24 protein-coding genes are annotated in these 24,708 nt (G+C 65.6%); 12 read left to right on the top strand and 12 right to left on the bottom strand.

The genetic code is table 11. The annotated features are described in order from the left end of the window. Both DM374_RS15115 and DM374_RS15120 read right to left on the bottom strand, forming a co-directional pair. Complete coding sequence (locus tag DM374_RS15115) at nucleotides 1-957, bottom strand: site-specific integrase (protein WP_110970581.1); 957 nt, start codon at nucleotides 955-957, stop codon at nucleotides 1-3. Next, nucleotides 954-1,847, bottom strand: a complete 894-nt coding sequence (locus DM374_RS15120; protein ID WP_110970582.1) for a LysR family transcriptional regulator — start codon at nucleotides 1,845-1,847, stop codon at nucleotides 954-956. The genes DM374_RS15115 and DM374_RS15120 overlap by 4 nt, the downstream gene beginning before the upstream one ends. Before the next feature lie 157 nt (nucleotides 1,848-2,004). Here DM374_RS15120 and DM374_RS15125 point away from each other — a divergent pair, with 157 nt between their 5' ends. The 11 genes from DM374_RS15125 to DM374_RS15175 all read left to right on the top strand — a co-directional run bounded on the left by DM374_RS15125 (nucleotide 2,005) and on the right by DM374_RS15175 (nucleotide 11,702). Next, complete coding sequence (locus DM374_RS15125; RefSeq protein WP_110970583.1) at nucleotides 2,005-2,790, top strand: fumarylacetoacetate hydrolase family protein; 786 nt, start codon at nucleotides 2,005-2,007, stop codon at nucleotides 2,788-2,790. 17 nt (nucleotides 2,791-2,807) lie between these two features. Further along, nucleotides 2,808-3,596: a 2-oxo-3-hexenedioate decarboxylase gene (gene dmpH, locus DM374_RS15130; protein WP_110970584.1), complete on the top strand. Its 789-nt coding sequence runs from the start codon at nucleotides 2,808-2,810 to the stop codon at nucleotides 3,594-3,596. Nucleotides 3,597-3,617: 21 nt separating this feature from the next. After that, nucleotides 3,618-3,809 (top strand): tautomerase family protein, encoded by a 192-nt coding sequence (locus DM374_RS15135; RefSeq protein ID WP_110970585.1) that lies wholly within the window; start codon nucleotides 3,618-3,620, stop codon nucleotides 3,807-3,809. A gap of 54 nt (nucleotides 3,810-3,863) precedes the next feature. Further along, on the top strand, nucleotides 3,864-4,790 hold the full coding sequence (locus DM374_RS15140) for an acetaldehyde dehydrogenase (acetylating) (RefSeq protein ID WP_110970586.1): 927 nt from the start codon (nucleotides 3,864-3,866) through the stop codon (nucleotides 4,788-4,790). A gap of 126 nt (nucleotides 4,791-4,916) precedes the next feature. Then, a complete protein-coding gene (locus tag DM374_RS15145; RefSeq protein WP_110970587.1) occupies nucleotides 4,917-5,840 on the top strand; it encodes a catechol 2,3-dioxygenase in 924 nt (307 codons plus the stop codon). Nucleotides 5,841-5,856: 16 nt separating this feature from the next. Continuing rightward, entirely contained in the window at nucleotides 5,857-6,162 is a 306-nt protein-coding gene (locus DM374_RS15150; protein ID WP_110970588.1) for a 2Fe-2S iron-sulfur cluster-binding protein, read from the top strand. Between the two features lie 29 nt (nucleotides 6,163-6,191). Continuing rightward, nucleotides 6,192-7,115 (top strand): catechol 2,3-dioxygenase, encoded by a 924-nt coding sequence (locus DM374_RS15155; RefSeq protein ID WP_110970589.1) that lies wholly within the window; start codon nucleotides 6,192-6,194, stop codon nucleotides 7,113-7,115. Nucleotides 7,116-7,125: 10 nt separating this feature from the next. Beyond that, nucleotides 7,126-8,586: a 2-hydroxymuconic semialdehyde dehydrogenase gene (locus DM374_RS15160; RefSeq protein ID WP_110970590.1), complete on the top strand. Its 1,461-nt coding sequence runs from the start codon at nucleotides 7,126-7,128 to the stop codon at nucleotides 8,584-8,586. Between the two features lie 8 nt (nucleotides 8,587-8,594). Then, on the top strand, nucleotides 8,595-9,611 hold the full coding sequence (dmpG, locus tag DM374_RS15165) for a 4-hydroxy-2-oxovalerate aldolase (RefSeq protein ID WP_110970591.1): 1,017 nt from the start codon (nucleotides 8,595-8,597) through the stop codon (nucleotides 9,609-9,611). 18 nt (nucleotides 9,612-9,629) lie between these two features. Then, nucleotides 9,630-10,721 carry a hypothetical protein gene (locus DM374_RS15170; RefSeq protein WP_110970592.1) on the top strand — a complete coding sequence of 364 codons (1,092 nt, stop codon included), beginning with the start codon at nucleotides 9,630-9,632 and terminating at the stop codon, nucleotides 10,719-10,721. Nucleotides 10,722-10,814: 93 nt separating this feature from the next. Further along, nucleotides 10,815-11,702 (top strand): SphA family protein, encoded by an 888-nt coding sequence (locus tag DM374_RS15175; RefSeq protein WP_110970593.1) that lies wholly within the window; start codon nucleotides 10,815-10,817, stop codon nucleotides 11,700-11,702. Between the two features lie 287 nt (nucleotides 11,703-11,989). Here DM374_RS15175 and DM374_RS15180 read toward each other — a convergent pair whose 3' ends face one another. The 4 genes from DM374_RS15180 to DM374_RS33150 form a co-directional block, all read right to left on the bottom strand. Next, nucleotides 11,990-12,757, bottom strand: coding sequence for a hypothetical protein (locus DM374_RS15180; RefSeq protein ID WP_110970594.1), 768 nt, complete (start codon nucleotides 12,755-12,757; stop codon nucleotides 11,990-11,992). Nucleotides 12,758-12,845: 88 nt separating this feature from the next. After that, complete coding sequence (locus DM374_RS15185) at nucleotides 12,846-14,420, bottom strand: alkaline phosphatase D family protein (protein ID WP_110970595.1); 1,575 nt, start codon at nucleotides 14,418-14,420, stop codon at nucleotides 12,846-12,848. Nucleotides 14,421-14,429: 9 nt separating this feature from the next. Then, complete coding sequence (locus DM374_RS15190; RefSeq protein WP_110970596.1) at nucleotides 14,430-16,715, bottom strand: TonB-dependent receptor; 2,286 nt, start codon at nucleotides 16,713-16,715, stop codon at nucleotides 14,430-14,432. A 109-nt stretch (nucleotides 16,716-16,824) separates the two neighbouring features. After that, complete coding sequence (locus tag DM374_RS33150; RefSeq protein ID WP_157969699.1) at nucleotides 16,825-17,046, bottom strand: hypothetical protein; 222 nt, start codon at nucleotides 17,044-17,046, stop codon at nucleotides 16,825-16,827. Here DM374_RS33150 and DM374_RS15195 point away from each other — a divergent pair. After that, nucleotides 17,045-18,121 (top strand): sigma-54 interaction domain-containing protein, encoded by a 1,077-nt coding sequence (locus DM374_RS15195; protein ID WP_110970597.1) that lies wholly within the window; start codon nucleotides 17,045-17,047, stop codon nucleotides 18,119-18,121. The two genes, DM374_RS33150 and DM374_RS15195, sit on opposite strands and share 2 nt — an antisense overlap. Before the next feature lie 43 nt (nucleotides 18,122-18,164). Here DM374_RS15195 and DM374_RS15200 read toward each other — a convergent pair whose 3' ends face one another. Genes DM374_RS15200 through DM374_RS15225 form a run of 6 tightly spaced genes read right to left on the bottom strand, consistent with a single transcriptional unit; the run spans nucleotide 18,165 to nucleotide 24,657 of the window. Then, on the bottom strand, nucleotides 18,165-19,298 hold the full coding sequence (locus DM374_RS15200; RefSeq protein ID WP_110970598.1) for an LLM class flavin-dependent oxidoreductase: 1,134 nt from the start codon (nucleotides 19,296-19,298) through the stop codon (nucleotides 18,165-18,167). Next, on the bottom strand, nucleotides 19,288-20,301 hold the full coding sequence (locus tag DM374_RS15205) for an LLM class flavin-dependent oxidoreductase (RefSeq protein WP_110970599.1): 1,014 nt from the start codon (nucleotides 20,299-20,301) through the stop codon (nucleotides 19,288-19,290). Before DM374_RS15205 ends, DM374_RS15200 begins: the two co-directional genes overlap by 11 nt. A 39-nt stretch (nucleotides 20,302-20,340) precedes the next feature. After that, nucleotides 20,341-21,369 (bottom strand): LLM class flavin-dependent oxidoreductase, encoded by a 1,029-nt coding sequence (locus DM374_RS15210; RefSeq protein ID WP_110970600.1) that lies wholly within the window; start codon nucleotides 21,367-21,369, stop codon nucleotides 20,341-20,343. Beyond that, nucleotides 21,366-22,382 (bottom strand): LLM class flavin-dependent oxidoreductase, encoded by a 1,017-nt coding sequence (locus tag DM374_RS15215; protein ID WP_110970601.1) that lies wholly within the window; start codon nucleotides 22,380-22,382, stop codon nucleotides 21,366-21,368. Before DM374_RS15215 ends, DM374_RS15210 begins: the two co-directional genes overlap by 4 nt. Beyond that, nucleotides 22,379-23,317, bottom strand: a complete 939-nt coding sequence (locus DM374_RS15220) for a 5'/3'-nucleotidase SurE (RefSeq protein WP_110970602.1) — start codon at nucleotides 23,315-23,317, stop codon at nucleotides 22,379-22,381. Before DM374_RS15220 ends, DM374_RS15215 begins: the two co-directional genes overlap by 4 nt. Next, a complete protein-coding gene (locus DM374_RS15225) occupies nucleotides 23,314-24,657 on the bottom strand; it encodes an LLM class flavin-dependent oxidoreductase (protein ID WP_110970603.1) in 1,344 nt (447 codons plus the stop codon). The genes DM374_RS15220 and DM374_RS15225 overlap by 4 nt, the downstream gene beginning before the upstream one ends. Between the last annotated feature and the right edge of the window lie 51 nt (nucleotides 24,658-24,708).

The raw sequence follows: 24,708 nt of genomic DNA on the forward strand, positions 1-24,708 counted from the left end.
TCAGCCCGGCAACTGGCTCAGCGCCGGCACCAGCGGCGCTGACAGCTCAAGCTCACCGAACGAGGCGCTGGCGTCGACATAACGCAGCGCCGATTTCATGTCCCGCCAGCCCACGTGGCTCATCAGCGCCTTGGTATCCCAACCGTTGCTGCTGGCCCAGGTGGCGAAGCCGCGCCGCAACGAGTGGGCGCTGTAGGTTTCGGCGGGCAGCCCGGCGCCTTCAAAGATTCGCCGCAACAGCGCGATCAGGCTGCCGCTGTTCAGCGCTTCCTCACCGAGGTTGCCCCAACGGTCGAGCTTGCGGAACACCGGCCCGCGGGCGATCCCCGCCACGCGAATCCATTCCAGGTAAGCCTGCACCGGGCACAGGCTTTTCAGCGCCGGCATGCGGTGGGTCACCCCGCGTCCCTGGCGGTCGCCCTTGCTCTGCGCCAGGTACAACAGCATGCCGCCACCGGCCTGGGCCTGAATGTGCTCGACGCGCAAACGCGCCAACTCATCGCCACGAAAGCCACGCCAGAAGCCGATCAGCAACAGCGCCGCATCCCGCCGGGCACGCAGCAGCGCCGGCAATGCCTGCTCGCGCTGGGCCTGTTCGGCGCACTGCTGCAGGTGGCTGATGGTGCGTTGCAGATGGTCCAGGGTCAGCGGCGCGGCCTGACGCTCCTGCGCCGGGTGCAGGGCACGGATTCCCTTGAGCATCTGCCGCACCAGCGGCGCCTTGGTCGGGTCGGGAAACCCCTGGCTGACATGCCACTGTCCCAGCGCAGCAAGGCGCTGACGCAGAGTGTTGATCGAGTGCTCGCCGGCGAAATCCGCCAGGTAGCGGGCAATGCTGTCGGCGGTGGCGGGGAGGAAGCCGCCCCAGGTCACCTCGAAGTGCTCGATGGCCGAGCGGTAGCTGCGACGGGTGTTGTCGCGCACCGCAGCTTGCAGGTATTGGTCGATCGTGTTCATGCGGCAGTCTCGCGGAATTCACGAAGGATAGTCAGGAATGCCTGCAACACCGGCGACAGATCACCTTTGCGGTACAGGCAATTCAGCTCGATCAGCGACGGCCGCCGACAGGCCAGCTCGCGATAGACCACCCCCGGCAAGCGCAGGTTGGTGGCTGCCCGCGGCACGATGCTCAGACCCATGCCACCGCCGACCAGAGCGATGGCGGTGGTGACGTCGGTGACTTCATGGGCGACGTGCGGCTGCGCGCCGTATTCGCCGAACATCTCGCGGATCTGCAGCGCCAGGCTGCTGCGCACGCCACGCGGGTAGAGAATCATCGGCTGGTCGAGGATCTGCTCCAGGTCGATGCAGCTTTCACCCGCCAGCGGGTGGCCTTCGCCTAGGGCCAGCATCAATGGCTCCTGACGTACCTCCTCCTGTTCGATATCCGGCTCGACCGGCACCAGGCGGTTGAAACCGATGGTCAGGCGGCGTTCGCGCAGGGCCTGGATCTGCGCGTCCTTATCCATCGGGTGCAGCGAAATGTGCACGTCCGGGTAGGCCGTGGTGAAGCGCTTGAGCACCTGGGGAATCAGGTCGAGGATCGACGAACCGAAGATACCGATGGCCAGGCTGCCACGCTGACCGGAGGACAGCAGCCGCGACTCTTCGGCGGCGAACTGCAGATCGCCGAGGATGCGCAAGGCGTGGTGATAGAAGGATTCGCCGGCCTCGGTCAGCGCCACGCGCTTGGAGTTGCGCTCCAGCAGTACCGCCGAGACGTCCTCTTCCAGTTGCTGGATCTGCCGGCTCAGGGCCGACTGGGAAATGTGCACGCGCTCGGCCGCACGGTTGAAGTTGAGCGCCTCGGCAACGGCGACGAAGTAACGCAACTGCCTGATTTCCATCGGCAATGTCCCTGACCAACTGAGGTGAAATACAACGATGCGCCAAACGCATCGTTCGGTGACTATACAGTATTGGACTGCATTGTTTCCCGGTCGTACCTTGGCTCCACCGCCGCTGACTGCGGCAGGCCCAATACGGCATCCATGGCAGGTACCCATGCAGTCAAATCAATTCGAATCCGTGAGTGACGAGCTGTACCGCGCACTCAAGCACAACCAGCCGATCGAGCCGCTCACCGCGCGCTTCCCGCAGATCACCCTGGAGCAGGCCTACGCCCTGCAACTGCGGGTGTTGGCGCGGCGCCAGGAAGAAGATGGCGAGAAGGTCATCGGCAAGAAAATCGGTGTTACCAGCGCGGCAGTGATGGCCCAGTTGAAGGTCGATCAGCCGGACTTCGGCCACCTCACCTCGGCGATGCTGCGCGAAGACGGCGCCGCCATCGAGGCCGCGAGTCTGATCGCGCCGAAGGCCGAAGGCGAGATTGCCTTCCTGCTCAAGCACGACCTGTCCGGTCCGGGCCTGACCGTCGCCGATGTCCTGCGCGCCACCGAATGCGTGATGCCGTGCTTCGAAATCGTCGACTCGCGAATCCGCGACTGGAAAATCGCGATTCAGGACACCATCGCCGACAACGCCTCGTCCGGGCTGTTCGTGCTCGGTGATGCGGCGGTGTCGCCCCACGCCATCGACCTGTGCCTGACCGGCATGACCCTCGAACTCAACGGCGAAATCGCCCACACCGGCGCGGGCGCCGCGGCCCTGGGCCATCCGGCCAACGCGGTGGCCTGGCTGGCCAACACCCTGGGGCGCTTCGATATGGGCCTGAAGGCCGGCGAAGTGATCCTCTCCGGCGCGTTGTCGGCCATGGTGCCGGTCAAGGCCGGCGACAACCTGCGCATGAGCCTGGGCGGCATCGGCTCGGCCAGCGTGCGATTCATCTGAGCGACGGGGAATCCTACATGTCACTGAATACCCAGACCATCGAACACCTGGCGCGCCATCTGGAAAACGCCGAGCGTTCGGTCAACGCGGTGCACAAGATTACCGACGATTACCCGGACATGGACTGGCAGGACGCCTATGCCATCCAGGACGCCATCCGCGCGATCAAGGAGCAACGCGGCGTGCGCATCGCCGGGCTGAAAATGGGCCTGACCTCCCACGCCAAGATGCGCCAGATGGGCGTGATCGATCCGATCCACGGCTTTATTACCGACTACGGCTCGGTGCCCGAAGGCGGCGTGATCGATACCCGCGAACTGATCCACCCGAAAGTCGAGGCGGAAATCGCCTTCGTCACCAACCGGCCGCTGTCCGGGCCGGGCTGCCATATCGGCACGGTTTTGGCGGCCACCGACTTCGTCCTGCCGGCGGTGGAGGTGATCGACTCGCGTTACGAGAACTTCCGTTTCGACCTCAAGAGCGTGATCGCCGACAACACCTCCTCGGCGCGCTATGTGCTGGGCGGCCAGCCGCTGTCGGTGCAGGGCCTGGACCTGCGCAACCTCGGCGTGGTCATGGAGCGCAACGGGCGCATCGTCGCCACGGCCTCGGCCGCCGCGGTGCTCGGCCATCCGGCGCAGAGCGTGGCGATGCTGGCCAACATGCTCGGCGAGCGCGGTCGGGAAATTCCTGCCGGCACCCTGATCCTGACCGGCGGCGTCACCGAAGCGGTAGCGGTGGAAGCCGGCGACAACATCAACGTGCGCTTCCAGCATCTGGGCAGCGTATCCATGCGGTTCGTTTGAATTCACGGGAGAGCATTGACCATGCCCATCATGCAGGTCCACCTCATTGCCGGACGCAGTGAAGAACAGAAGGCGCGCCTGATCGAAGCGCTGTCGGCGGCGGCGGTCGAGGCGCTGGATGCGCCGCTGGAGTCGGTGCGGGTGATCATCAACGAGATCCCCGCCAGCGATTTCGGCATCGCCGGGCAGACCGCCAAGCAACGCGGACGCTAGGGCTTTGAAAGCCAGCCTCGCGGTTCCTGAATAATGATAACGACAGGGAATCCCATGAACGCAACCACGACACGCAGCAAAGTGGCGATCATCGGTTCGGGCAATATCGGCACCGACCTGATGATCAAAGTGCTGCGCCACGGGCATCACGTCGAGATGGCCGCGATGGTCGGCATCGACCCGGCCTCCGACGGCCTGGCCCGGGCCCGGCGCCTGGGCGTGGCGACCACCGACGGCGGCCTCGACGGGCTGCTGGCACTGCCGGGTTTCAAGGACATCGGCATCGTCTTCGACGCCACTTCGGCCCAGGCCCATGCTCGCCACAATCAGGTGTTGCAGGCCCACGGCGTGCGGGTCATCGACCTCACGCCTGCGGCGCTCGGCCCTTATGTGATCCCGGCGATAAACCTGGACGACCAACTCGATGCCGGCAATCTGAACATGGTGACCTGCGGCGGCCAGGCGACCATCCCCATCGTCAAGGCGGTGTCGCAGGTGACCCGGGTGCATTACGCCGAAATCGTCGCCTCGATTTCCAGCCGCTCCGCCGGTCCCGGCACCCGAGCCAATATCGACGAATTCACCGAGACCACCAGCCGTGCCATCGAGCAGTTGGGCGGTGCGCAGCGGGGCAAGGCGATCATCATCCTAAACCCGGCCGAGCCGCCGCCGATCATGCGCGACAGCGTGTTCGTGCTGTGCGAGCCGGCGGACCGCGAGGCGATCGGGGCCAGTGTCCAGGCCATGGTCGAGCGGGTACAGGGTTACGTGCCCGGTTACCGGCTCAAGCAGTCGGTGCAGTTCGAGGACCTGGAGGTGCCGGTGAACGTGCCGGGTCTGGGTTGGCGGCAGGGGCTGAAGGTGTCGGTTTTCCTCGAAGTGGAGGGCGCGGCGCATTATCTGCCGGCGTATGCCGGGAACCTCGACATCATGACCTCGGCAGCGCTGGCGTGCGCCGAGCGAATTGCCGCGAATATGTAACGAACCTTGCCCCCCTTCTTGTAGGAGCGAGCTTGCTCGCGATAGCGCAATGTCCGGTCTGGCGCCATCGCGAGCAAGCTCGCTCCTACGGGGTTCACAACAATAACGACAACAACAGGTGAAGAAATGAGAAAAGGCGTACTCCGCCCCGGCCACGTGCAGATCCGGGTCATGGACATGACCGAGGCACTCAAGCACTACGTCGAACTGTTGGGCCTGATCGTGACGCATCAGGACAACCTGGGCCGCATCTACCTCAAGGGCTGGACCGAAACCGACCGTTTCTCCGTGGTGCTGGTCCAGGCCGAGGTGCCGGGCATGGATTTCATGGGCTTCAAGGTCCGCGACGAGCAGACCCTGCTGTCCCTCACCGAAGACCTCAAGGCCTGGGGCTGCCAGGTCGAACAGATCCCCGCCGGCGAGCTGGATTTCTGCGGTCGTCGCGTGCGCTTCCTGTGCCCGACCGGCCACTGGATCGAGTTGTACGCCGACAAGGAATACACCGGCAAATGGGGCGTGCGGGAAATCAATCCGGAGGCCTGGCCCCGTGGCCTGCGCGGCATGCGCGTGACCGCCTTCGACCACTGCCAGTTGCACGGCGCCAACCTGCGCGAAAACCGCGAGCTGTTCTGCGAGGTGCTGGGCTTCCACGTCACCGAGCAGGTGGTCGGTGACGACGGCGAGAGCGTGGCCGACTGGCTGTCGCTGTCGATCAAGGCCCACGACATCGCCTTCGTCGGCGACGGCAACACCGGCGCCTTCCACCACGCCGCGTTCCTGCTGGATAGCTGGGAAGGGCTGCTGCGCGCCGGCGACCTGCTGTCGATGACCGACACCTCGCTGGATGTCGGCCCGACCCGCCACGGCATCACCCACGGCCAGTCGATGTACTTTTTCGACCCGTCCGGCAACCGCAACGAAGTGTTCGCCGGGGGCGACGTGCATTACCCGGACCAGAAGCCGGTGATCTGGCGCGAGCAGGACCTGGGCAAGGCGATCTTCTATCACAGCCGCGTGCTCAACGAGCGCTTCCTCACGGTGATGACCTGAGTCGGGAGGCACGGGCATGGACGATGGCTTTCAGGTGCGCCTGGCCAGTGGCGAGCGTTTCCGGGTGCTGCCGCAGGAATCGCTGCTCGGCGCCATGGAGCGCCAGGGCCGGCATTGCATTGAAGTGGGCTGCCGCGGCGGGGGCTGCGGCGTGTGCAAGATCCGCGTGCTCGAAGGCGAGGTCCATCGCGGCCCGACCAGCGCCGCGCGGGTCACCCCCGAAGAACGAGAGCAGGGCTATGCGCTGGCCTGCCGGACTTATCCGCGCAGTGACCTGCTGATTGAAAGAACGGTCGATCCGGTACGTCGGGTCGCCGGGTGAATTCATAACAATGACAACAGGTATTCATCATGAAAAAAGGCGTATTGCGTCCTGGCCACGTCCAGTTACGGGTGCTGGACATGGCCCAGGCACTGGAGCACTACATCAACCTGCTCGGTCTGATCGAAACCGGGCGTGACGAGCAAGGCCGGGTCTACCTCAAGGCCTGGACCGAGGTGGAGAAATTCTCCGTGGTGCTGGTGGAAGCCGACGAGGCCGGCATGGACTTCATGGCCTACAAGGTGATCGACGAGCCAACCCTGGAAAGCCTCGAAGGCGAACTGCGCGCCTGGGGCTGCACGGTGCGCAACCTGCCCGCCGGCGACCTGCAGGGTTGCGGGCGGCGGGTGCAGTTCGACCTGCCGTCCGGGCATGTCTTCGAGCTGTACGCGGACAAGGAATACACCGGCAAGTGGGGCGTCTCTGACTTCAACCCGGAAGCCTGGCCGCGTGGCCTGAAAGGCATGCGCGCGGTGCGTTTCGACCACTGCCTGCTGTACGGCGGCGAACTCCAGGCCACTTACGACCTGCTGGTCGAGGTGCTGGGTTTCTACCTCGCCGAGCAAGTGGTGGACGACCAGGGCAAGCGCATTGCCCAGTTCATGAGCCTGGCCACCAAGGCCCACGACGTGGCCTTTATCCAGCACGCCGAGCAGGGCCGCCTGCACCACGTGTCGTTCTACCTGGAAACCTGGGACGACGTGCTGCGCGCCGCCGACCTGATTTCCATGACCAATTCCTCGCTGGACATCGGCCCGACCCGCCACGGCCTGACCCACGGCAAGACGGTGTACTTCTTCGACCCGTCGGGCAACCGCAACGAGGTGTTCGCCGGGGGTGACTACAACTACCCGGACCACAAGCCGCAGACCTGGTCGGCGGATGAACTGGGCAAGGCGATCTTCTACCACGACCGTGCCCTGAACGAACGCTTCCTGACCGTACTGACCTGAGGGCTGTCCCATGCAAGAGATCAAGCATTTCATCGACGGCGCCTATGTCGCCTCGGCCAGCGGCCGCACCTTCGACAAGCTCGACCCGAGCACCGGTGAGGTCTTCGCCAAGGTTCATGAAGCCGGCGAAGCGGAAGTTGACGCCGCCGTGCGCGCGGCCCGCGCGGCCCTCAAAGGCCCGTGGGCGCGGATGAGCGTGGCCGAGCGCGGGGCGATCCTGCACAAGGTTGCCGACGGCATCCTCGCCCGTTTCGAAGAGTTCCTCGCCGCCGAATGCCGCGACACCGGCAAGCCGCGTTCACTGGCCAGCCATATCGACATCCCGCGTGGCGCAGCCAACTTCAAGGTATTCGCCGACTCGGTGAAGAACGTCGCCGCCGAGACTTTCGAGATGGACACCCCCGATGGTGCCGGCGCGCTGAACTACGCGGTGCGCCGCCCGCGCGGTGTGATCGGGGTGATCAGCCCGTGGAACCTGCCGCTGTTGCTGATGACCTGGAAAGTCGGCCCGGCGCTGGCCTGCGGCAACACCGTGGTGGTCAAACCGTCGGAAGAAACCCCGAGCACCGCCGCGCTGTTGGGTGAAGTGATGAACGCCGCTGGCGTGCCCAAGGGCGTGTACAACGTGGTGCAGGGCCTGGGCGGTAACTCTGCGGGCGAGTTCCTTACCGCGCACCCGGACGTCGATGCCTTTACCTTCACCGGCGAAACCGGCACCGGCGAGACCATCATGCGCGCTGCCTCCCGTGGCGTACGGCCGGTATCGCTGGAGCTGGGCGGCAAGAACGCCGGCATCGTCTTCGCCGACTGCGATCTGGACAAGGCAGTGGAAGGCACGCTGCGCTCGGTGTTCGCCAACAGCGGCCAGGTCTGCCTGGGCACCGAGCGCCTGTATGTGCAGCGGCCGCTGTTCGAGGCTTTTGTCGCACGCCTCAAGGCCGGCGCCGAAGCACTGGTGATCGGCGCCCCGGATGACCCGAAAGCCACCCTCGGGCCGCTGGTCAGTCTGACTCACCGTGAGAAGGTTTTGTCCTATTACCAGCAGGCCCGCGACCAGGGCGCGACCGTCGTCACCGGCGGTGGCGTGCCGGACATGCCGAGCGCACTGGCCGGCGGTGCCTGGGTGCAGCCGACCCTCTGGACCGACCTGCCGGACGATTCGTCGGTGGTCACCGAGGAAATCTTCGGTCCGTGCTGCCATATCCGCCCGTTCGACAGCGAGGAAGAAGCCGTCGCCCTGGCCAACGACACCCGCTACGGCCTCTCGGCCACGCTGTGGACGGAGAATCTAGGCCGCGCTCACCGCGTTGCCGGGCAACTGGAGGCGGGGATCATCTGGGTCAACAGCTGGTTCCTGCGGGACCTGCGCACCGCCTTCGGCGGCAGCAAGCAGTCGGGCATCGGCCGCGAAGGCGGCGTCCATTCGCTTGAGTTCTATACCGAGCTCAAGAACATCTGCGTGAAACTCTGAGGCGCCCCATGAACGGCAAGAAACTCTATATCTCCGACGTCACCCTGCGTGACGGCAGCCATGCCATCCGCCACCAGTACACCCTCGACAACGCCCGGGACATCGCCCGGGCGCTGGACACGGCCAAGGTCGACTCCATCGAGGTGGCCCACGGTGACGGCCTGCAAGGCTCCAGCTTCAACTATGGCTTCGGCCGGCATTCCGACCTCGAATACATCGAGGCGGTGGCCGATGTGGTCCGCCACGCGAAGATCGCCACGCTGCTGTTGCCGGGGATTGGCACCGTCCACGACCTGAAAGCTGCCTACGACGCCGGCGCGCGGGTGGTCCGCGTCGCCACCCACTGCACTGAGGCGGATGTGTCTCGCCAGCACATTGAATACGCCCGCGAACTGGGCATGGACACCGTCGGTTTCCTGATGATGAGCCACATGATCCCGGCCGAGCAGTTGGCAGCCCAGGGCAAATTGATGGAGAGCTACGGCGCCCAGTGCATCTACATGGCCGACTCGGGCGGCGCGATGAGCATGCAGGACATCCGCGAGCGCATGCGCGCCTTCAAGGCAGTGCTCGACCCGCACACCCAGACCGGCATGCACGCCCATCACAACCTCAGCCTCGGCGTTGCCAACTCCATCGTTGCCGTGGAGGAGGGCTGTGACCGCATCGACGCCAGCCTCGCCGGCATGGGCGCCGGCGCCGGTAATGCGCCGCTGGAAGTGTTTATCGCCGCCGCCGAACGCCTCGGCTGGAACCACGGCACCGACCTCTACACCTTGATGGACGCGGCCGACGATATCGTCCGGCCGCTGCAGGACCGCCCGGTGCGGGTCGATCGGGAAACCCTCGGCCTGGGTTATGCCGGGGTCTATTCCAGCTTCCTCCGGCATGCCGAGGCCGCCGCCGCGCGCCACGGTCTGAAGACCCTGGACATCCTGGTGGAGCTGGGCAAGCGGCGCATGGTGGGCGGTCAGGAAGACATGATCGTCGACGTGGCGCTGGATCTCTTGAAAAAGGCCGGTTGAGGCCAACGGGAAACGCACATGAACAACAAGAACAATATCGATGTGGCCGTTGTAGAAAACCCCGGGGCGGCCGCCGTGCCGTCCCGCCAGCCGCTGACCGGCCTGCTCGGGCTGGCGTTGGTGGTGCTGGTGTCGTGGGCGGCGATCGGCAGTGTCAGCGCCGGATTCTTCGCCACCTGGGCGACGTTTTTCCTGGTGTGTTGCGTGCCGCCGCAAATCGTTTTGGCGATGGTCTGGCGCAACCAGTACCCAGGCTGGCTGAACGGGCTGGGGCAGCCGTGGCGGGGGCTCGTGCAACTGGCGTTGACCTTGCTCACGGCGGCGCTGATCGCCAGCCTGGTATTCGTCACCCAGGCGCAACAGGTCGGGCCGCCGACACCGTTCACCCTGATGTACGTGATCTTCTGCGTGCTGGTGACCTTCTGGCTGGTGCTGGTGTGGGAATGCTGGCCGCTGGCGGCGTGGGTACGGCAGCCGTTGGCGCTGGGGTTGGGCATTCTCGTCGTGGCGTACTTGCTGGGCTATGGGCTGTTCAGCCTGCTGTTCGACTTCTCGGCCCTGGCCGGGGCGCCGTTCTACCTTGATCGCCTCGATCCGCACGGCGCGTTGCCGGCGCTGGAGATACTGGCGTTCTCGGTAACCACCGTGGCCGTGACCTTCGCTTGCCTGTTGCTGGATTTCTGGCCGGTGTCGCGGATCAGCGGCCAACCCTGGGCCGGTCTCGCCCGCAGCGCCTGGGTGTTGCTGGTCAGCGCCGTGGTCTACTTCGCCGGCACTCGCGGTCTGGGCATCGAGCCGGTGCCGTTCATGGCCCGCGGGGCAATTGCCTTGCTGTTCGGAGTGCTGGTGCCGCTGCTGATGTTCGAAGGGCAGTTGTTCGCCGGCCGGGCGGGGCGCGGTGTGCTGCAACTGTTGGTGGCGATTGTCGCCGGGGCGCTGCTGTCGTCGCTGTACTGGGCGCTTGCGCCATGGATCGGCGGGCCGATGGACGCCGGCGCGCCGGGGTACACCCGGGAGTTCTGGCTCGCGTCGGCCTTGCTGGCGATGACCTTCCCGCTGCTAGTGGTGCTCAGCCAGTTTTTCGATTTCTGGCCGCTGCGCCGCCGCTGATTCCGCGCTTTCCCATTTCCTCCTGAACGCCGTGGTGCACAGCCGCGCGGCTTGCGCGTGGGCGGCGTTCGCCCTGAACAAAGGACTTACCTGATGAACAACAAGATCCTGATCGCTGCTTCTGCATCGCTGCTGAGCGTGATGACGCCGGGCTGGGCCACCGAGGGCGGTGGTTCGTCCTACCCGATGGGCGCGGAAAACTACATGTCCGGCGCCTTGCCGCCACCGGGCTGGTACGCCCAGGTCTATGCCCAGCACTACGCGGCGGACGACCTGATGGGCAACGACGGCCACGCGCTGCCGCTGGACTTTCGCCTGCGCGCCAACGTTGTCGCGCCGCGCCTGGTGTGGGTGACCCAGCAAACGGTGCTCGGCGGCAGCCTGGCGTTCCAGGCCATCGCCCCGCTGGTGGACCTGAGCGTGACGGTCAACGGCAACCGCGACCACCGTCGTGGCCTCGGCGATGTGATCTTCGGCCCGGCGCTGGGCTACCACTACAGCGACAAGTTCCATGCCGTGTACGCGCTGGACATCATCGCCCCGACCGGCAGTTACGACCGCGACCGCCAGACCAATATCGGCCGCAACTACTGGGCCGCCGAACCGGTGGCAGCGTTCAGCTACGTGGACCCGAACGGGCCGAACCTGGACCTGAAACTGATGTATGACTTCAACGGCCGCAACCGCGATACCGACTACCGCTCCGGGCAGGAAGCGCATGCCGACTACGCACTGGGCTGGGGCTTGGGCAATGGCTGGGTGGTGGGGGTTGGCGGGTATATCTACCAGCAGGTCACCGATGACCGGCAGCACGGCGACCGGGTCGAGGACAACAAGGGCAAGGCGTTCGCGATCGGGCCGTCGATCAAGTACAGCGACGCCTCGGGGTGGTTCATCACCGCCAAGTGGCAGCATGAAACCGACGTACGCAATCGGCCGGAGGGGGATGCGTATTGGTTGAAGTTGACGATGCCGTTGTAGGCTCAGTACGAAACGCATCCGAACTCGGCCATGCTGCGTTGAAAACAGGCTCGTGCGCGAGCCCGGTCGGAATGCTCATTGACAACCAGTCAACGTCGAGCGCGACCCCGGCCGTTCCTCGCCTGTTTTCGCCTTGCCTGGCCTTCGCTCGAATACGTTTCGTACAGGCCTAGGGGGCGGGCTATCACTGGGAGCTGGTTTGTCTGGGCGCCGAGCCGCAGCGATTGGCTGACAAAATCGCTGCTATTGATGGCCTCATCGCCGGCAAGACCGGCTCCCACAAGGTCTTACTGTATGCCTACCGTCCAGGGCGCATATTCCAGCGAAAACATCCCCTGCGCTTTATCCGGTTCAAAGCCCGGCATCTGGCTCAGGTCCAGCTTCATGCAGGCGCTGTTGAGCCGGTTTTGCAGGTCACCGTCCAGCTTGAAGTCGTTGGGCCGCACTTCAGCGGGGATCAGGTACACCAGACAACCGGTGATCTTGCCCTTGGCGTCGGCCTGGTAGCTGGCCACCGCCACGCCAACGCTGTTCACCCGCTCGTTTCCGAGCAATTGCTTGCGGAAGAACGCGCGTTGCGCATTTTGCTGCAACCATGGCGCGGGCTGTGTGCTGCTGAAAGACACGCCTACCGGGGCAACCACTTCGACCTGGCCTTTCTCGTCGTACAGCGCTTCCGGCGCTGCGGGAAAGATCGACCGCGAGCATTGCTGCTCGATGAACTGATCAAACGCCGCGCGGTTAGTGAACGGTATCTGCCCGGACATGCCTTGCGCCACTTTGGGACTGGCCGGCAAGGTCTTGCAGGCGACCGCGCGCCCTTCACGGTTGACGATCAGACGCAGGCGCGTGGTGCCCACCTGATCCTGCAGGACGTTGTTGGCGATGGTCCGGCGCAGCGCGGTCTGGAAATCGCTCTGGAATTGCTGCATCACTTTCGGATCGACCTCCACCTTGGGTTTCTCCGGAGAGGTGCTGCACGCGCTGAGCAGAGTCAGGCCAAGAGCGAGGGGAATGAGGGCGGGGCGGTAGAAGCGGGACAGGCTGTTCGACACGAAACGTCCTTGATAAGTGCGCGGAAACGGTTGCGCAGGATACCTGTTTTTGCGGCCCATGGCTGGCCATGGACCGCTGGCCGGTCCTTCACGCCTCCAGCACCTGCGGGCTGCCGCTTTCCACCACGAAACGCTTGAGGGTCGAAACGCTGGCATGCGGGTCGAGCCGATCCGAAATCGCCTGCATCTTCACCTCCAGCCGCTCCCGGTTCAGGTCCAGCGACAGGTAGCCTCGCGGCCGGCTGTCGTAGAAGCGAATCTGCGGATTGGCCGGCAGGATCGACTGGATGGCTTCGTAGCTTGGTCCGTTGGAGGTAATGGAGGTGCCGACGAATTCCGCCGCCACCAGCCGCGACGCCGGGTCTTCCGGGCGTTCGTACAGATGGTTGGCCCAGAACGAGTGATAGTCGCCGCTAAGTACCACCGGGTTGGCCACGCGGCTGTCGCGCAGGTTTTCGATCAGGCGACCACGGGCAGCCTGGTAGCCGTCCCAGTTGTCGGTCCAGTAGCGTGCTTCGCCGCTTTCCGGGCGCTGCGCGCGCAACGGCGCCACCAACAGGTTCTGCGCCAGCAGGTTCCAGCGCGCCTCGCTGCGCTTGAGGCCGTCGTACAGCCAGCGCTCCTGCTCGAAGCCGAGCAAGGTGCGTTTGGGGTCGGCGAGGTCGAGACAGCTTTCCACTTCCATATGGCCCTTGCCGAAGGCCGGCGCCTGATAGCACGGCTGTTTCGAGCGGTACTGGCGGCCGTCCAGTACCGGCAGGCTGGCCAGATCGCCCCAGGCGAAGCGGCGGTAGATCAGCGGGCTGCCATTGCTGCCCAGCGGTGGCCGGCGCAGCGGCAGGTTTTCCAGGAACGCCTGATAGGCCGCGGCGCGACGTTCCTGGAAACGCGCCACGTTGATGGCCGGATCTTTGGAGTACACCGACGAATAATCGTCCTGCACTTCATGGTCGTCCCACGTGGCGATCCATGGCGCGGCCGCGTGCAACTGCTGCAAGTCCGGGTCGCTGTGGTGCAGGGCGTAGCGGTAGCGATACCCGGCAAGGTCAGTGGCTTCCGGCGCGTTGTACGAACGGGCCAGCCCCGGTGTGCCGGGCGCGTTGCTGTACTCGTAGATGTAGTCGCCGAGAAACAGCACCAGGTCCGGCCGCTCCTCGGCCATGTGCCGATAGGCGCTGAACAGGCCGCGCTCGTAGTGGGCGCAGGAGGCCACGCCGATGCGCAAGCGCTCGGCCGGCGCACCCAGCCCCGGCAGGGTCAGCGCCCGACCGCTCGGGCCGCGTTCGCCCAAGGCGATAAAGCGGTACCAGTACTCGCGGCCGGGGGCCAGCCCACGCAGTTCGACATGCACGGCATGGCCGTTGAGCGCCAGGGCGTGAGTGCGACCGCGCTGGGCGATGCGGCGAAAGTCCGGGTCGAGCGCGACTTCCCAGTCCACCGGAATGCTCGACGGCAGCGCCTGCTCGTTGCCGGGTACGGGCAGCCCCGCACTGAGACGGGTCCAGATGACGAAGCCGTCCGGCCAGGGATCGCCACTGGCGACCCCCAGGCTGAAAGGCGTGCTCACGCCGGCCAGGGCCCGGCCATAACGCAGCAGCAAGGGCGCCGCAGCGACGCCGGCCAGCAGGCGCAAGGCCTGCCGGCGGTGCAGATCACGGGTCATGGATACTCCTCAGAAGCTGTAGCCGGCCTGAACGCCGACCGAGCGCGGATCGCCGGGCGTGGCCATTTGCGCGTTGGAGAGGAACGAGCCGTGGTACAGGTCGTATTTCTTGTCGAACAGGTTGCGTGCCCACAGCGCCACCGACCAATTGCCGCCCACCGGTTTCAGGCCGAGGCGGGCGTTGGCCAGCCAATACGCCTCGGTGGTGGTGCCGTTACTGCCGGCGATGCTGTCGTGGTACGAGTAATCGCTCTGGGCGCTGAGGATGAAGCCGGGAATTTCCCAGACGTACGCCACCTGCCCGCCGTAGCTGGTTTCAGGGAAGTTGTTCAGGCTGGAACCGGAAAAGTCGGTGAACACCGGGTAGGCAAAATTGACCGCGCGGGTGGCGGTGCTGTTGAGCCCTTCGTAGTCGATGTACTTGCCTTTCTTGGTGCCAAAGTACTGACCGATGGTCAGGCCCGCCAGCGGTTCCCATTGCAGCTCCAGCTCGTAGCCGTAGATCTTCGACTTGGGAATATTCACCAGACGGCCGACGTTGCCCACCTGCTGGCTGATCCACACCTGCGACTGGTATTGCTGGTCGCGGTAGTCGTAATAGAAGGCCGCCGCGTTCAGCCGCAGGGTGTTGCTCAGGTCGCTCTTGAAGCCCACTTCATAGGCCAGCAGTTTCTCCGGTTTGACCGGGGCGATCTGCTCGACATAGGTGGAGTTGTAAGCGGTGAAACCACCGGACTTGATGCCGCGGCTGACGGTGGAATAGACCAGGGTCGAGGGCGTCAGTTGATATTCCAGGCCGAGCTTCCACGAAGTGGAGTTGCTGTCCAGGTCGCTGTCGGCGGCGGGGAAGGTACTCGGGCCGTAGCTGTAGGCGCCGTTGTTGACCAGGATGCGCCGTGTACTGAAGTCGTTCAGTTCGCGGTTTTCCTTTTCCTGGCGCAGGCCGACGATCAGCTTGAGGTCGTCGGTCAGGCGGTAGTCGCCCTGGGCGAACACGCCGTAGGTGCGCGAGCGCTGGCCGTAGGAGGTAAAGGTGCCGTAGCCGAGGTTGGCGCTGAAGTCGGAGTAAAACTCTTCGTCCAGGCGGTCCTTGGCGAAGTACAGGCCGGTCTGCCAGTTGAAGCGCTCATTACCGTGGGAGGCCAGGCGCAGTTCCTGGGAGAACACCTCGACCTGGGAATCGAAGAACTCGTCGGATTGCGGGATCTCCGACGCGTCCCAGTCGATGTACTCGCGGCGGCTGAACCTGTCCGACGCGGTGACGCTGGTGAGGGTCAGGTGGTCGTCAAGGTCGAAGGTGCCGGTCAGGGCAAAGCCGGTGTTGTCGTTGTCGCGGTGCGGCTTGTCTTTCACCGACAGCCCGGTCAACCCGGCGAAACCCGGGGTCAGGCCCCAGCCGGTTTTCTTGCCATTGTTTTCCGGGGCGATGGTCGCATAGCGCCCGCCGTAGGTGGCGTTGGGTTTAAGGCCTTGATACAGGTACGAACCGCGGCTGTCGGATTTGTCCTGGCCGCCGTGCACGCTGAGGTTGAAGTTGACGCTGTCACTGGCGTCCCAGTCCAGTTGCCCGCGCAGCGAGGTGGTGTCCTTGTCGCCGAGGCTCTGCCCGGTGACGCGGTTGTCCTGCCAGGCGCCGCCCTGTTCGGTGATGAACGACAGGCGCCCGCGCAGGGTGTCGCTGAACGGCCCGGAGATGAAGCCTTCGACGCTGCCGGCATCGTACGAGCCATAGTTGCCGGTCAGGCCGCCGTGCAGTTCGCGGGTCGGTTTGTTGGTGATGAAGTTGATCGCACCGGCGGTGCTGTTGCGGCCGTACAGGGTGCCCTGTGGACCGCGCAGCACTTCCACCCGCTCCAGATCGAAGAGCTGGCCTTGAGTCTGGATCGGGTAGGGCAGCGCCACCTGGTCGAGGTAAACACCGACGGTGGAGGTGTTGTTGCTGCCGTAGTCCTTGAGGCCGACGCCGCGGATGCGGAACAGCGGGTTGCCGCTGCCGTATTGCGGGGCGATGTCGAGGTTGGGCACGTAGTTCTGCAACTGGTTGACTGCGGTGACCCCCTTGTCCTGCAGGTCCTGGCCGCTGAGGGCGGTAAGGGCGATGCCGATGTCCTGAGCGGATTCTTCGTGGCGCTGGGCGGTGACGGTGACGCTCGGCAAGGCGGTGGTGGTTTCGGCATCAGTCTGCTGGCCGAAGACATCGCTGGCCAGCAGCGACAGCAGCGGCGCGCTGGCGAGCAGTAACGGGCGACGGCCGAGCGGGCGAAGTGGATGACGGTTGCGTAGCAGTGTGGGCATGGCGGGTATCCCTTGAAAAATGCGAAGCGAACGCCGGCTTCAGGGCCGGATCGCGTAAGGGCCGCTCTGTGAAGAGTAAGCAGACGAGCCAATAGCAAGCGCTATGCCATCATCGTTTTGTCATGATTCTGAAAGAATTTTTGCCAAATGGCGGGGCGTGGAGCGGGGCGCGCGGTTGATTAGCAACAGCGCCCGGCGCAGGTTGTTGCGGAATCAGCAGGTTGTTCAAGCGGTTATTTTCTAATGCTTTTTTAATCTTTCTGGCTATAAGCAAGCGCCAGTAGAGTACAGCCTTACCCACCAGACGCTGACACCGGGACGTATTTGCCATGAGCGGTTCTCAGGGACATCTGAACCCCATCCTGACCTTGCCCCAGGGTGAGAAGGACCCGTTGTCGATTCGCGCCAAGGCGCTGGTCTTCGCCGATCCGCGCTCGCGCCAGTTGCTGGAATACCTGCAACGGGTCGGCCCGAGTGACGCGCCGGTGCTGATCAATGGCGAGACGGGTACCGGCAAGGAATTGGTGGCGCGGTATATCCATGCCGCCAGTGGCCGCAAGGGCGCGTTCATTGCGGTCAACTGCGGCGCTGTCAGCGAAAACCTGGCCGAGAGCGAGTTCTTCGGGCACGAGGCGGGCTCCTTCTCCGGGGCCACCGGCCGACGTGCCGGCTGGTTCGAAGAGGCTGACGGCGGCACCCTGTTCCTTGATGAAATCGGCGACCTGCCGCTGCCGTTGCAGGTGAAACTGCTGCGGGTGCTGCAGGAGCAGGAAGTGGTGCGGGTCGGCTCGCGCAAGCCGGTGAAGATCGACATCCGCCTGGTGACCGCCACCAACGTCAACCTGGAACAGGCGGTGGAGGCGGGCAACTTCCGTCTCGACCTGTTCTACCGCATCAATGTCGCCCAGGTCGCGGTGCTGGCGCTGCGTGAGCGGCCGCTGGACATCCTGCCGCTGGTGGAGCACTTCCGGAAGCTGTACAGCGCGCGGTTGAAGATCAATGAACCGATGCTGTCGGAATCGGCGGCCCAGGCGCTGCTGGATTATCCATGGCCGGGGAATATTCGCGAGCTGGAGAATGTCGTGCACCTGGCCTTGCTGGTGGCGGGTGACAAGCCGATCCGGCCCGAGCACCTGAAATTCTCGGCGGGGCTCAGCGCCCTGCAGGCAGGGCCTTCAGGCGCGCCGAAGCTGCCGCAGGAAGTGATTCGCGAACAACTGCTGCGCCTGTTCGAAACCCCGGGAGACTCGTTGTTGCACGATATCGAGGACCTGATCGTGCGCGAGGCGTTTGCCCATTGCAGCTTCAACCAATTGCGCACGGCGGAATTGCTCGGGATTACCCGCAATGCCATGCGGACCTTGTTGGTGAATCATGGGATGTTGAAGGGGCGATCCTCGAGCTGAGGGTGCTTTTGAGGGCGATGACGCCCTCAAGGCTGTCGAAGAATCACCCCTTGCGCCGCGCCCGTCCCGCCCCCAGCCGCCGCAACTGTGGCAACAGCTCCGCCCCGAGGTGGATCGCCTCTTCCAGATGGGGAAACCCGGACAGGATGAAGCAGTCGACGCCCAACTGATGGTATTCCTCGATCCGCTCCGCCACCTGCTGGTAGCTGCCCACCAGCGCGGTGCCGGCGCCGCCGCGCACCAGGCCGACCCCGGCCCAGAGGTTGGCCGACACTTCCAGTTCCCGGGCCCGTCTTCCACGGCCTTTGACCAGTTCGGTCTGGCGTGACTGACCCACCGATTCATACGCCGCCATCTGCACCTGGGCGCGGTCGATGGCTTCCTTGGGAATCTCGTCCAGCAAGCGCTCGACATGGCTCCACGCCGCATCATCGGTGGCGGCGGCGAACACGTGCACACGCAAGCCGAAACGCAGCGTGCGGCCACGGGCGGCGGCCAGTTCGCGCATGTGGCGGATACGCTCGGCGATCATCGCAGGCGGTTCGCACCACATCAGGTAGGTCTGGGCATGGGCGGCACCGACCTGTTCGGCGGCACTGGAGGCACCACCGAAATAGATCGCCGGCGCCTGCGCCCGTGGGTCGATCGGGCTGTCGCCAGCGCAGCGGTAGTAACGTCCGTGGTGCGGTTGGCGGCGCCCGGCCCAGACCGCCTGGAAGGCGTCGAGAAATTCGGCGGTGCGGGCGTAGCGTTCGTCGTGTTCGAGAAAGTCGCCGAGGGAGCGTTGTTCGAAACGGCTGGAACCGCTGACCACATGCAGGTCGAGGCGGTTGTCGCTGAGCAGTTGCAAGGTTGCCGCGCGGTGGGCGCTCCAGGCCGGCAGTTCCAGACCCGGACGCAAGGTCAGCAGAAAACGCAGGCGGCGCACTTCCTGGGCCAGCACTGCGGTGATCAACCACGGGTCTTCGAAGCCGCTGGCAGTCGGCACCATGATGCCGTCGAAGCCGGACAGCTCGGCGGCGCGGACGATCTGCCGCAAGTAATCCAGGGTCGGTGTGCGCTCACCCTGCTGGAACAGGCCGACCTTGGGCAGGCCGCTGCTGGTCAGGTGACGACCGTCACCGTTGGTGGGCAGGAACCAGTCGAGTTCGATGGGCGGGCGGCGTTCACTGGCCATGGTGCAGGCGCTCCTTGCGCAGGCCCTGCTCGTGCAGCAGGGGCAGGATCCGCTCGCCGAAACGCAGCACTTCGCTGACCGCCGGCTGACCCTGGATAACGATGTGTTCAATGCCCAGGCCGTGCAACTCCTGTAGCCGCGTGGCGATCTGCTGCGGCGTGCCCACCAGGTACAGCGGCTGGCCGGGCTGCAGTTGCAGCAGGTTGGGGTGGATTTCGAAGCGGCGCAGCGGGTGGCGATCGCGGGACAGCCTCGGCAACGCGGCGCTGGCCGGCAGCGCCTGGACATCCACCGCCAGGTGCCGGGCGGCGGCGTCCCAGGCCAGGGCTTCGCTGTCGCCCTGGATCAGGCCGAAAGTGCAGGCAAAATTCAGCGCCGGTTGCGCGCTGCGCAGGCGCTGGACTTCCTGTTCCAGCCAGGCCGGTGCCGACGGGCGCAGCAGGCAGGTGCCGGCATGGGCGGCGATCAGCGCGGTGTTCTGGCTGTCGTCCAGCAGCAGCGGCGGGGCAGGCAGTTGGCGGCGGGCAAAGCCGGCATTCTCCAGCTGGAAGTAACGCCCGCTGTAGTTGAAACCGGCTTCGTCGCCGCTGAGCAGGCGCTGGAGAATTTCCAGGTATTCACCGATCCGTTCGCTGCGCTGGTCGCGGTTGAGCCATTCGCCGAAGGCGTGGCGCAGGCTGTCGCGCTCGCTGTCCGGCAAGTGCAGGCGCACGCGGTTGGCGCTGATCGATTGCAGGCTCTGCAGCGTGGCGGCCAACGCGGCCGGCAGCACCACCTCTGGCGGCACGCTGACGGTCAGGTGCAACTGGCGGGTGTGTGCGCACAGCGCCGCCGCAACGCCGAGGCTGTCGGCGCAGGGTGCGCCGCCGGGAATCCACAGGCCATCGATGCCGGCATATTCCACCGCCTGGGCCAACTGGATCCACTGCCCCGGCCGCGCGCCCCAGTCGCTGGCACCATCCGGCCCGCAAAGCGGCAGTTGCCAACTGAACTCAAGGGCCATGCACGGGCTCCGCAAGGGTGAAGGAAACAAGGTTGGTCATCATCCCACCGCCGTCTGGGTCTGGGTAGCGCGGGGTTGCCAGCCCAGTGCCGGAGCGATATCCCGGGCGATGATCTCCAGGCGCTTGAGCACCTGAGCCTGGGTCGAGCTTTCCGCCTGCACCACCACGATCAGGTAATCGGCGTAGGGCAGCAGCGACGGGTCCTGGCGCAGGCTGTCGATTACCTCGTCGGGATGGCCGTGATGCACGTTCATCAGACGCAGGTGTTCCTCCAGATCGATGGCCTCGTCGATCAGGCCCTCACGCTGCAAACGCGGGATATGCCGCTCGATGTCCGGCGCCAGTTCGGCCTGGGCGGTGGCCCGGTCGTTGGCCGGGAAGACGGCGCGCACCACGCCGATTCGCGGGGCGCGGTCGGCATGCGCCCAGGCCTGCAGATAGGCGTCGGCCAACGGTTTTTGCACGGTCAGCGGATCATGGGTCGCGGTGCCCAGCAGCAGGCCGTTGCCTTGTTGCGCGGTGTAGGCCGCGCCTTCGACGCTGCCGTGGGAATGCCACAGGCGCTGGCTCAGGCCAGCGGCGGGCGGTTGCAGGGTTTGCGCGCTGTCGGGGCTGGCGGGCTGGCCGTCAAGCAGGTGTTGCAGGCGCTGTTGATCGGCGCTGAAACGCTGTTGGCGCTGCGCCGGGTCGCGGTCGAAGGCGCTGAAGCTGTCCAGGTTGGCACCGCCGCTGCCAAGCCCCAGTTGCACCCGACCGCTACTCAGTTGGTCGAGCACACTGGCGTCTTCGGCCAGGCGCACCGGGTCTTCGAAGGGCAGCACAATGACCCCGGTACCCAGTTCGATATGACGGGTCCGCTCGGCCACGGCGGCGAGGAACAGCAGCGGTGACGGCAAGCGGCCAAAACCGTTGCTCAAATGGTGCTGGGCAATCCAGCCGCCGTCGAAACCGAGGGCTTCGGCGACTTCGAACTGCTCCAGCAAGTCGTCGTAGACCTGTTTCGGCTCTTCGCCGAAAGCGTGGGTGAGAAAGCCCAGCTTGAATGGACGTGGTGTGGCAGCAGTCATGACAGGGCGGGTTCCTTGGCGGTGGTGGTGACAGCGCGACGCCAGCCCAAGGCCGGGGCGACCTGCTCGCTGATGATTTCCAGGGCACGGATGGCGTCACGCAGCGGCGTGCTCGCGCTTTGCACCTGGACGATCAGGTGGTCATGCACGCCCAGTTGCGGGCCGCTGCGCAGACCATCAATGATCGACTGCGCCGGACCATGCAGCACGCCGAGGCGCGTGAGGGTGTCGCCGAAGTCAGCATCCAGCGGCCCATGGTAGACGCCGATGCTGTGCTGGCGCTGGAGGTAGGTCTGGATATCGCGACGCAGGGCGCTGTCGTCGCCGCCGATACCGGCGGTAGGGAACACCCCCTGGACCCGGGCAACCCGCGGCGGCGTGCCGTTGTCGCCGGTCCAGGCGGCGCGGTAGCGCTGTACCGCCTCGATACCGGCTTCGGCCGGCAGGTGCGGATTGGGCGCCATGATCAGGCCGTTGCCACGGGCCGCCACCAGTTCCACCCGCGAGGTCGCTTCCCAGAGCCGGCCGCCCAGACCGGGGGACAGCGGTTGCAGGCGCAGCCCTTCGCTGTTCAACGGCGCGTTGCCGAGGGCCGCCTGCAGCACGTGCAGGTGGTTTTCGTAGTCGCGGTGGCGCTGTTCGTGGGGCAGGCCGAAGGCACGGAAGCTGTCCGGGTCGAAACCCGCGCCCAGGCCCAGTTCCAGCCGGCCGTTGCTGAGCAGGTCAAGCACTCCGGCGTCTTCCGCCAGGCGCAGCGGCAGCTCTTGCGGCAGCACGATGATCCCGGTGCCGAGGGCGATGCGCCGGGTGCGCTGGGCTACCGCTGCAAGCAGCACCAGCGGCGAGGGCAGGCGGCCCTGTTCGCTGGCGAAATGGTGTTGGGCCACCCAGCCGCTGTCGAAGCCCAGCTCTTCGGCGACCTGGAACAGCTCGATCGTCTCGCGGTAGACCTTGGCGTCGAAATGCGGGTGATAGACCCGATTGAGAAAGCCCAGGGAGAATCCGCCGCTCATGGTTGCTGCTCCTGCGGGATCAGCGGCAAACCGGCGAGGGCCTTGGCGGCACCGGCCTGGTCGCTGGATTGCAGTTGGCCGTTGAACGGGCTGATGGTCAGGTAACCCTTGGCCAGCCACACGGCTTCGTCGTCCTGTTGGGCGGGGGTGGCCGCTGCGCTGTACTCGAAGCTGATGCCGGGCTTGCCGGCGAGTTTCGGGAACAACGTGCCGAGGTCGTCGGTGTAGCGCGTGTCGAAGCCCACGTAACTGCCGATTTGGGTCAGGCGTACACCCTTGAGGCTGGTGTCGGCGGGGAAGTTGATATTCAGGCCGAGGCCGGCCGGCAACAGTTTGCCGTCGGGCTGGCGATGGCGGTCGAGGGCATCCACCAGCTTCACCACCTGGGTGGCGACCCGTTGCGGGTCTTTGTCCTTGAGGTCGGTGCTCACCGCCAGTGCCGGGTAGCCGGCGCGCACCGCGAAGCTGGCGGCGTTGAAGGTGCCGGAGGCGGTATTGATCGCGCCGACGTTGTTGCCGGGGTTCGGCCCGACGATCACCAGGTCCGGTTCCGGCAGCACCTTTTTCAGGCCCATCAGCAGCGCCATGACCGGCGTGCCGCTGATCTCGATCTGTACCTCCTGCCCGGCACAGGCGGCGCTGCTGCACAGGCCGGTTTCGTGGGTACTGATGTAGTAGCTGTCGGGGTAGGCCGGGTCGTCGTCGCGACCGACAGTCACTTCCCGGCCATAGATGAAGGCGCCGCCACGGGCGCTCTGTTCGCTTTGCGGCGCGGCGATCTTCACCTGGTGGCCGGCGCTTTTCAGCGCGCTGTAGAGGGCGCGGATATTCGGATGGCGATAGCCGTCGTCGTTGCTCAGCAGGATATTCAAGGCAAAGGCCGGGCTCGCGGCCAGGCCGCACAGCGCCAGGACCACACAGGGCAGTGTTTTCATGCGCCGACCTCCGCCGCCGCGCTGAAGCGGTTGGCCGGGCGCGGCAGACCGAGGTTTTCCCGCAGGGTGCGGCCCTCATATTCGCGGCGGAACAGCCCACGCGCCTGCAGCAGCGGGATTACCCGGTCGACGAAGGTGTCTATCGACCCCGGGTAATACGGGAAGAACACGTTGAAACCGTCGCAGGCGCGGCCCTGGAACCAGGTTTCGAAGCTGTCGGCGATGTCTTCGGGCGTACCTATGACCGGGTTGCCGCCGGCCAGGCGCAGATACAACTGGCGGATGCTCAGGTTGTCGCGGCGGGCCAGTTCCAGCACCTGATCACGGCGACTGCCACGCTGGCCGGGCGGCGTTTCCGGCAGCGGACCGTCCAGGTCATGGCCGGACAGGTCGATGTCTTCGCCCAGGGTGTCGGCCAGCAGGCGCAGGCCCAGTACCGGGTCGATCAGCGCCTGGAATTCCTCGAACAGCGCCTGCGCCTGCTCGCGGGTTTCGCCGATAAAGGGGGTGACGCCGGGAAGAATCTTGATGTGCTCGGGGTCGCGGCCCAGCGCCGCTGCGCGCTGCTTGATGTCTTGGTAGAACGCCTGCGCCGCCGGCAGTTCGTGGTGCGAGGCGAAGATCACCTCGGCGACCCGCGCCGCCAGGGCTTTGCCCGGTTCCGAGGCGCCGGCCTGGACCAGCACCGGGTGGCCCTGGGGCGGGCGCGCGACATTGAGCGGACCACGTACGGCGAAATGCGCGCCGCGGTGGTTGAGGGTGTGCAGTTTGTCCGGGTCGAAGTACTGGCCGCTGGCTTTGTCGCGGGGGAAGGCGTCGTCGTCCCAACTGTCCCAGAGGCCCTTGACCACGTCGTGGAACTCTTCGGCACGCTGATAGCGGTCGGCGTGCTCGATGTGGGTTTCGCGGCCGAAGTTCCAGGCTTCGTCGGAGACCACTGAGGTCACCAGGTTCCAGGCCGCGCGGCCCTTGGACAGGTGGTCGAGGGAGGCGAACTTGCGGGCGATGTGGTACGGCTCGTTGTAGCTGGTGGTGGCGGTGGCGATCAGGCCGATGCGTTCGGTGACCGCGGCCAGCGCCGCCATCAAGGTCAGCGGCTCGAAGTGCTCGCCACGGGCGGTGCGGCTCAGGGCGTCGAGGTGGTGACCCCAGAGGGCGACCACATCGGCAACGAACAGGGCGTCGAACTTGCCGCGTTCGGCGCTGCGGGCAATGGCCTTGAAGTGCTCGAAATCCAGGCTGGCATCGGCCTGGGCCAGCGGATGGCGCCAGGCCGCGACGTGATGGCCGCTGTTGGCGAGAAAGGCGCCCAGCTTGAGTTGATCGGTACGGCGGGTCATGGAATCGCGCTCCCGTGGGGTGACGAAATCCCTGCCGGCACCGACGCCGGC

Origin of the sequence: Pseudomonas huaxiensis, from assembly GCF_003231275.1 — a bacterium.
Lineage (GTDB): Bacteria > Pseudomonadota > Gammaproteobacteria > Pseudomonadales > Pseudomonadaceae > Aquipseudomonas > Aquipseudomonas huaxiensis.

What these genes read in the sequence shown, in the direction of transcription:
- DM374_RS15115 (WP_110970581.1), bottom strand. Translation starts at nt 957, where the DNA reads ATGAACACGATCGACCAATACCTGCAAGCTGCGGTGCGCGACAACACC.
- DM374_RS15120 (WP_110970582.1), bottom strand. Translation starts at nt 1,847, where the DNA reads ATGGAAATCAGGCAGTTGCGTTACTTCGTCGCCGTTGCCGAGGCGCTC.
- DM374_RS15125 (WP_110970583.1), top strand. Translation starts at nt 2,005, where the DNA reads ATGCAGTCAAATCAATTCGAATCCGTGAGTGACGAGCTGTACCGCGCA.
- dmpH (WP_110970584.1), top strand. Translation starts at nt 2,808, where the DNA reads ATGTCACTGAATACCCAGACCATCGAACACCTGGCGCGCCATCTGGAA.
- DM374_RS15135 (WP_110970585.1), top strand. Translation starts at nt 3,618, where the DNA reads ATGCCCATCATGCAGGTCCACCTCATTGCCGGACGCAGTGAAGAACAG.
- DM374_RS15140 (WP_110970586.1), top strand. Translation starts at nt 3,864, where the DNA reads ATGAACGCAACCACGACACGCAGCAAAGTGGCGATCATCGGTTCGGGC.
- DM374_RS15145 (WP_110970587.1), top strand. Translation starts at nt 4,917, where the DNA reads ATGAGAAAAGGCGTACTCCGCCCCGGCCACGTGCAGATCCGGGTCATG.
- DM374_RS15150 (WP_110970588.1), top strand. Translation starts at nt 5,857, where the DNA reads ATGGACGATGGCTTTCAGGTGCGCCTGGCCAGTGGCGAGCGTTTCCGG.
- DM374_RS15155 (WP_110970589.1), top strand. Translation starts at nt 6,192, where the DNA reads ATGAAAAAAGGCGTATTGCGTCCTGGCCACGTCCAGTTACGGGTGCTG.
- DM374_RS15160 (WP_110970590.1), top strand. Translation starts at nt 7,126, where the DNA reads ATGCAAGAGATCAAGCATTTCATCGACGGCGCCTATGTCGCCTCGGCC.
- dmpG (WP_110970591.1), top strand. Translation starts at nt 8,595, where the DNA reads ATGAACGGCAAGAAACTCTATATCTCCGACGTCACCCTGCGTGACGGC.
- DM374_RS15170 (WP_110970592.1), top strand. Translation starts at nt 9,630, where the DNA reads ATGAACAACAAGAACAATATCGATGTGGCCGTTGTAGAAAACCCCGGG.
- DM374_RS15175 (WP_110970593.1), top strand. Translation starts at nt 10,815, where the DNA reads ATGAACAACAAGATCCTGATCGCTGCTTCTGCATCGCTGCTGAGCGTG.
- DM374_RS15185 (WP_110970595.1), bottom strand. Translation starts at nt 14,420, where the DNA reads ATGACCCGTGATCTGCACCGCCGGCAGGCCTTGCGCCTGCTGGCCGGC.
- DM374_RS15190 (WP_110970596.1), bottom strand. Translation starts at nt 16,715, where the DNA reads ATGCCCACACTGCTACGCAACCGTCATCCACTTCGCCCGCTCGGCCGT.
- DM374_RS15195 (WP_110970597.1), top strand. Translation starts at nt 17,045, where the DNA reads ATGAGCGGTTCTCAGGGACATCTGAACCCCATCCTGACCTTGCCCCAG.
- DM374_RS33150 (WP_157969699.1), bottom strand. Translation starts at nt 17,046, where the DNA reads ATGGCAAATACGTCCCGGTGTCAGCGTCTGGTGGGTAAGGCTGTACTC.
- DM374_RS15200 (WP_110970598.1), bottom strand. Translation starts at nt 19,298, where the DNA reads ATGGCCAGTGAACGCCGCCCGCCCATCGAACTCGACTGGTTCCTGCCC.
- DM374_RS15205 (WP_110970599.1), bottom strand. Translation starts at nt 20,301, where the DNA reads ATGGCCCTTGAGTTCAGTTGGCAACTGCCGCTTTGCGGGCCGGATGGT.
- DM374_RS15210 (WP_110970600.1), bottom strand. Translation starts at nt 21,369, where the DNA reads ATGACTGCTGCCACACCACGTCCATTCAAGCTGGGCTTTCTCACCCAC.
- DM374_RS15215 (WP_110970601.1), bottom strand. Translation starts at nt 22,382, where the DNA reads ATGAGCGGCGGATTCTCCCTGGGCTTTCTCAATCGGGTCTATCACCCG.
- DM374_RS15220 (WP_110970602.1), bottom strand. Translation starts at nt 23,317, where the DNA reads ATGAAAACACTGCCCTGTGTGGTCCTGGCGCTGTGCGGCCTGGCCGCG.
- DM374_RS15225 (WP_110970603.1), bottom strand. Translation starts at nt 24,657, where the DNA reads ATGACCCGCCGTACCGATCAACTCAAGCTGGGCGCCTTTCTCGCCAAC.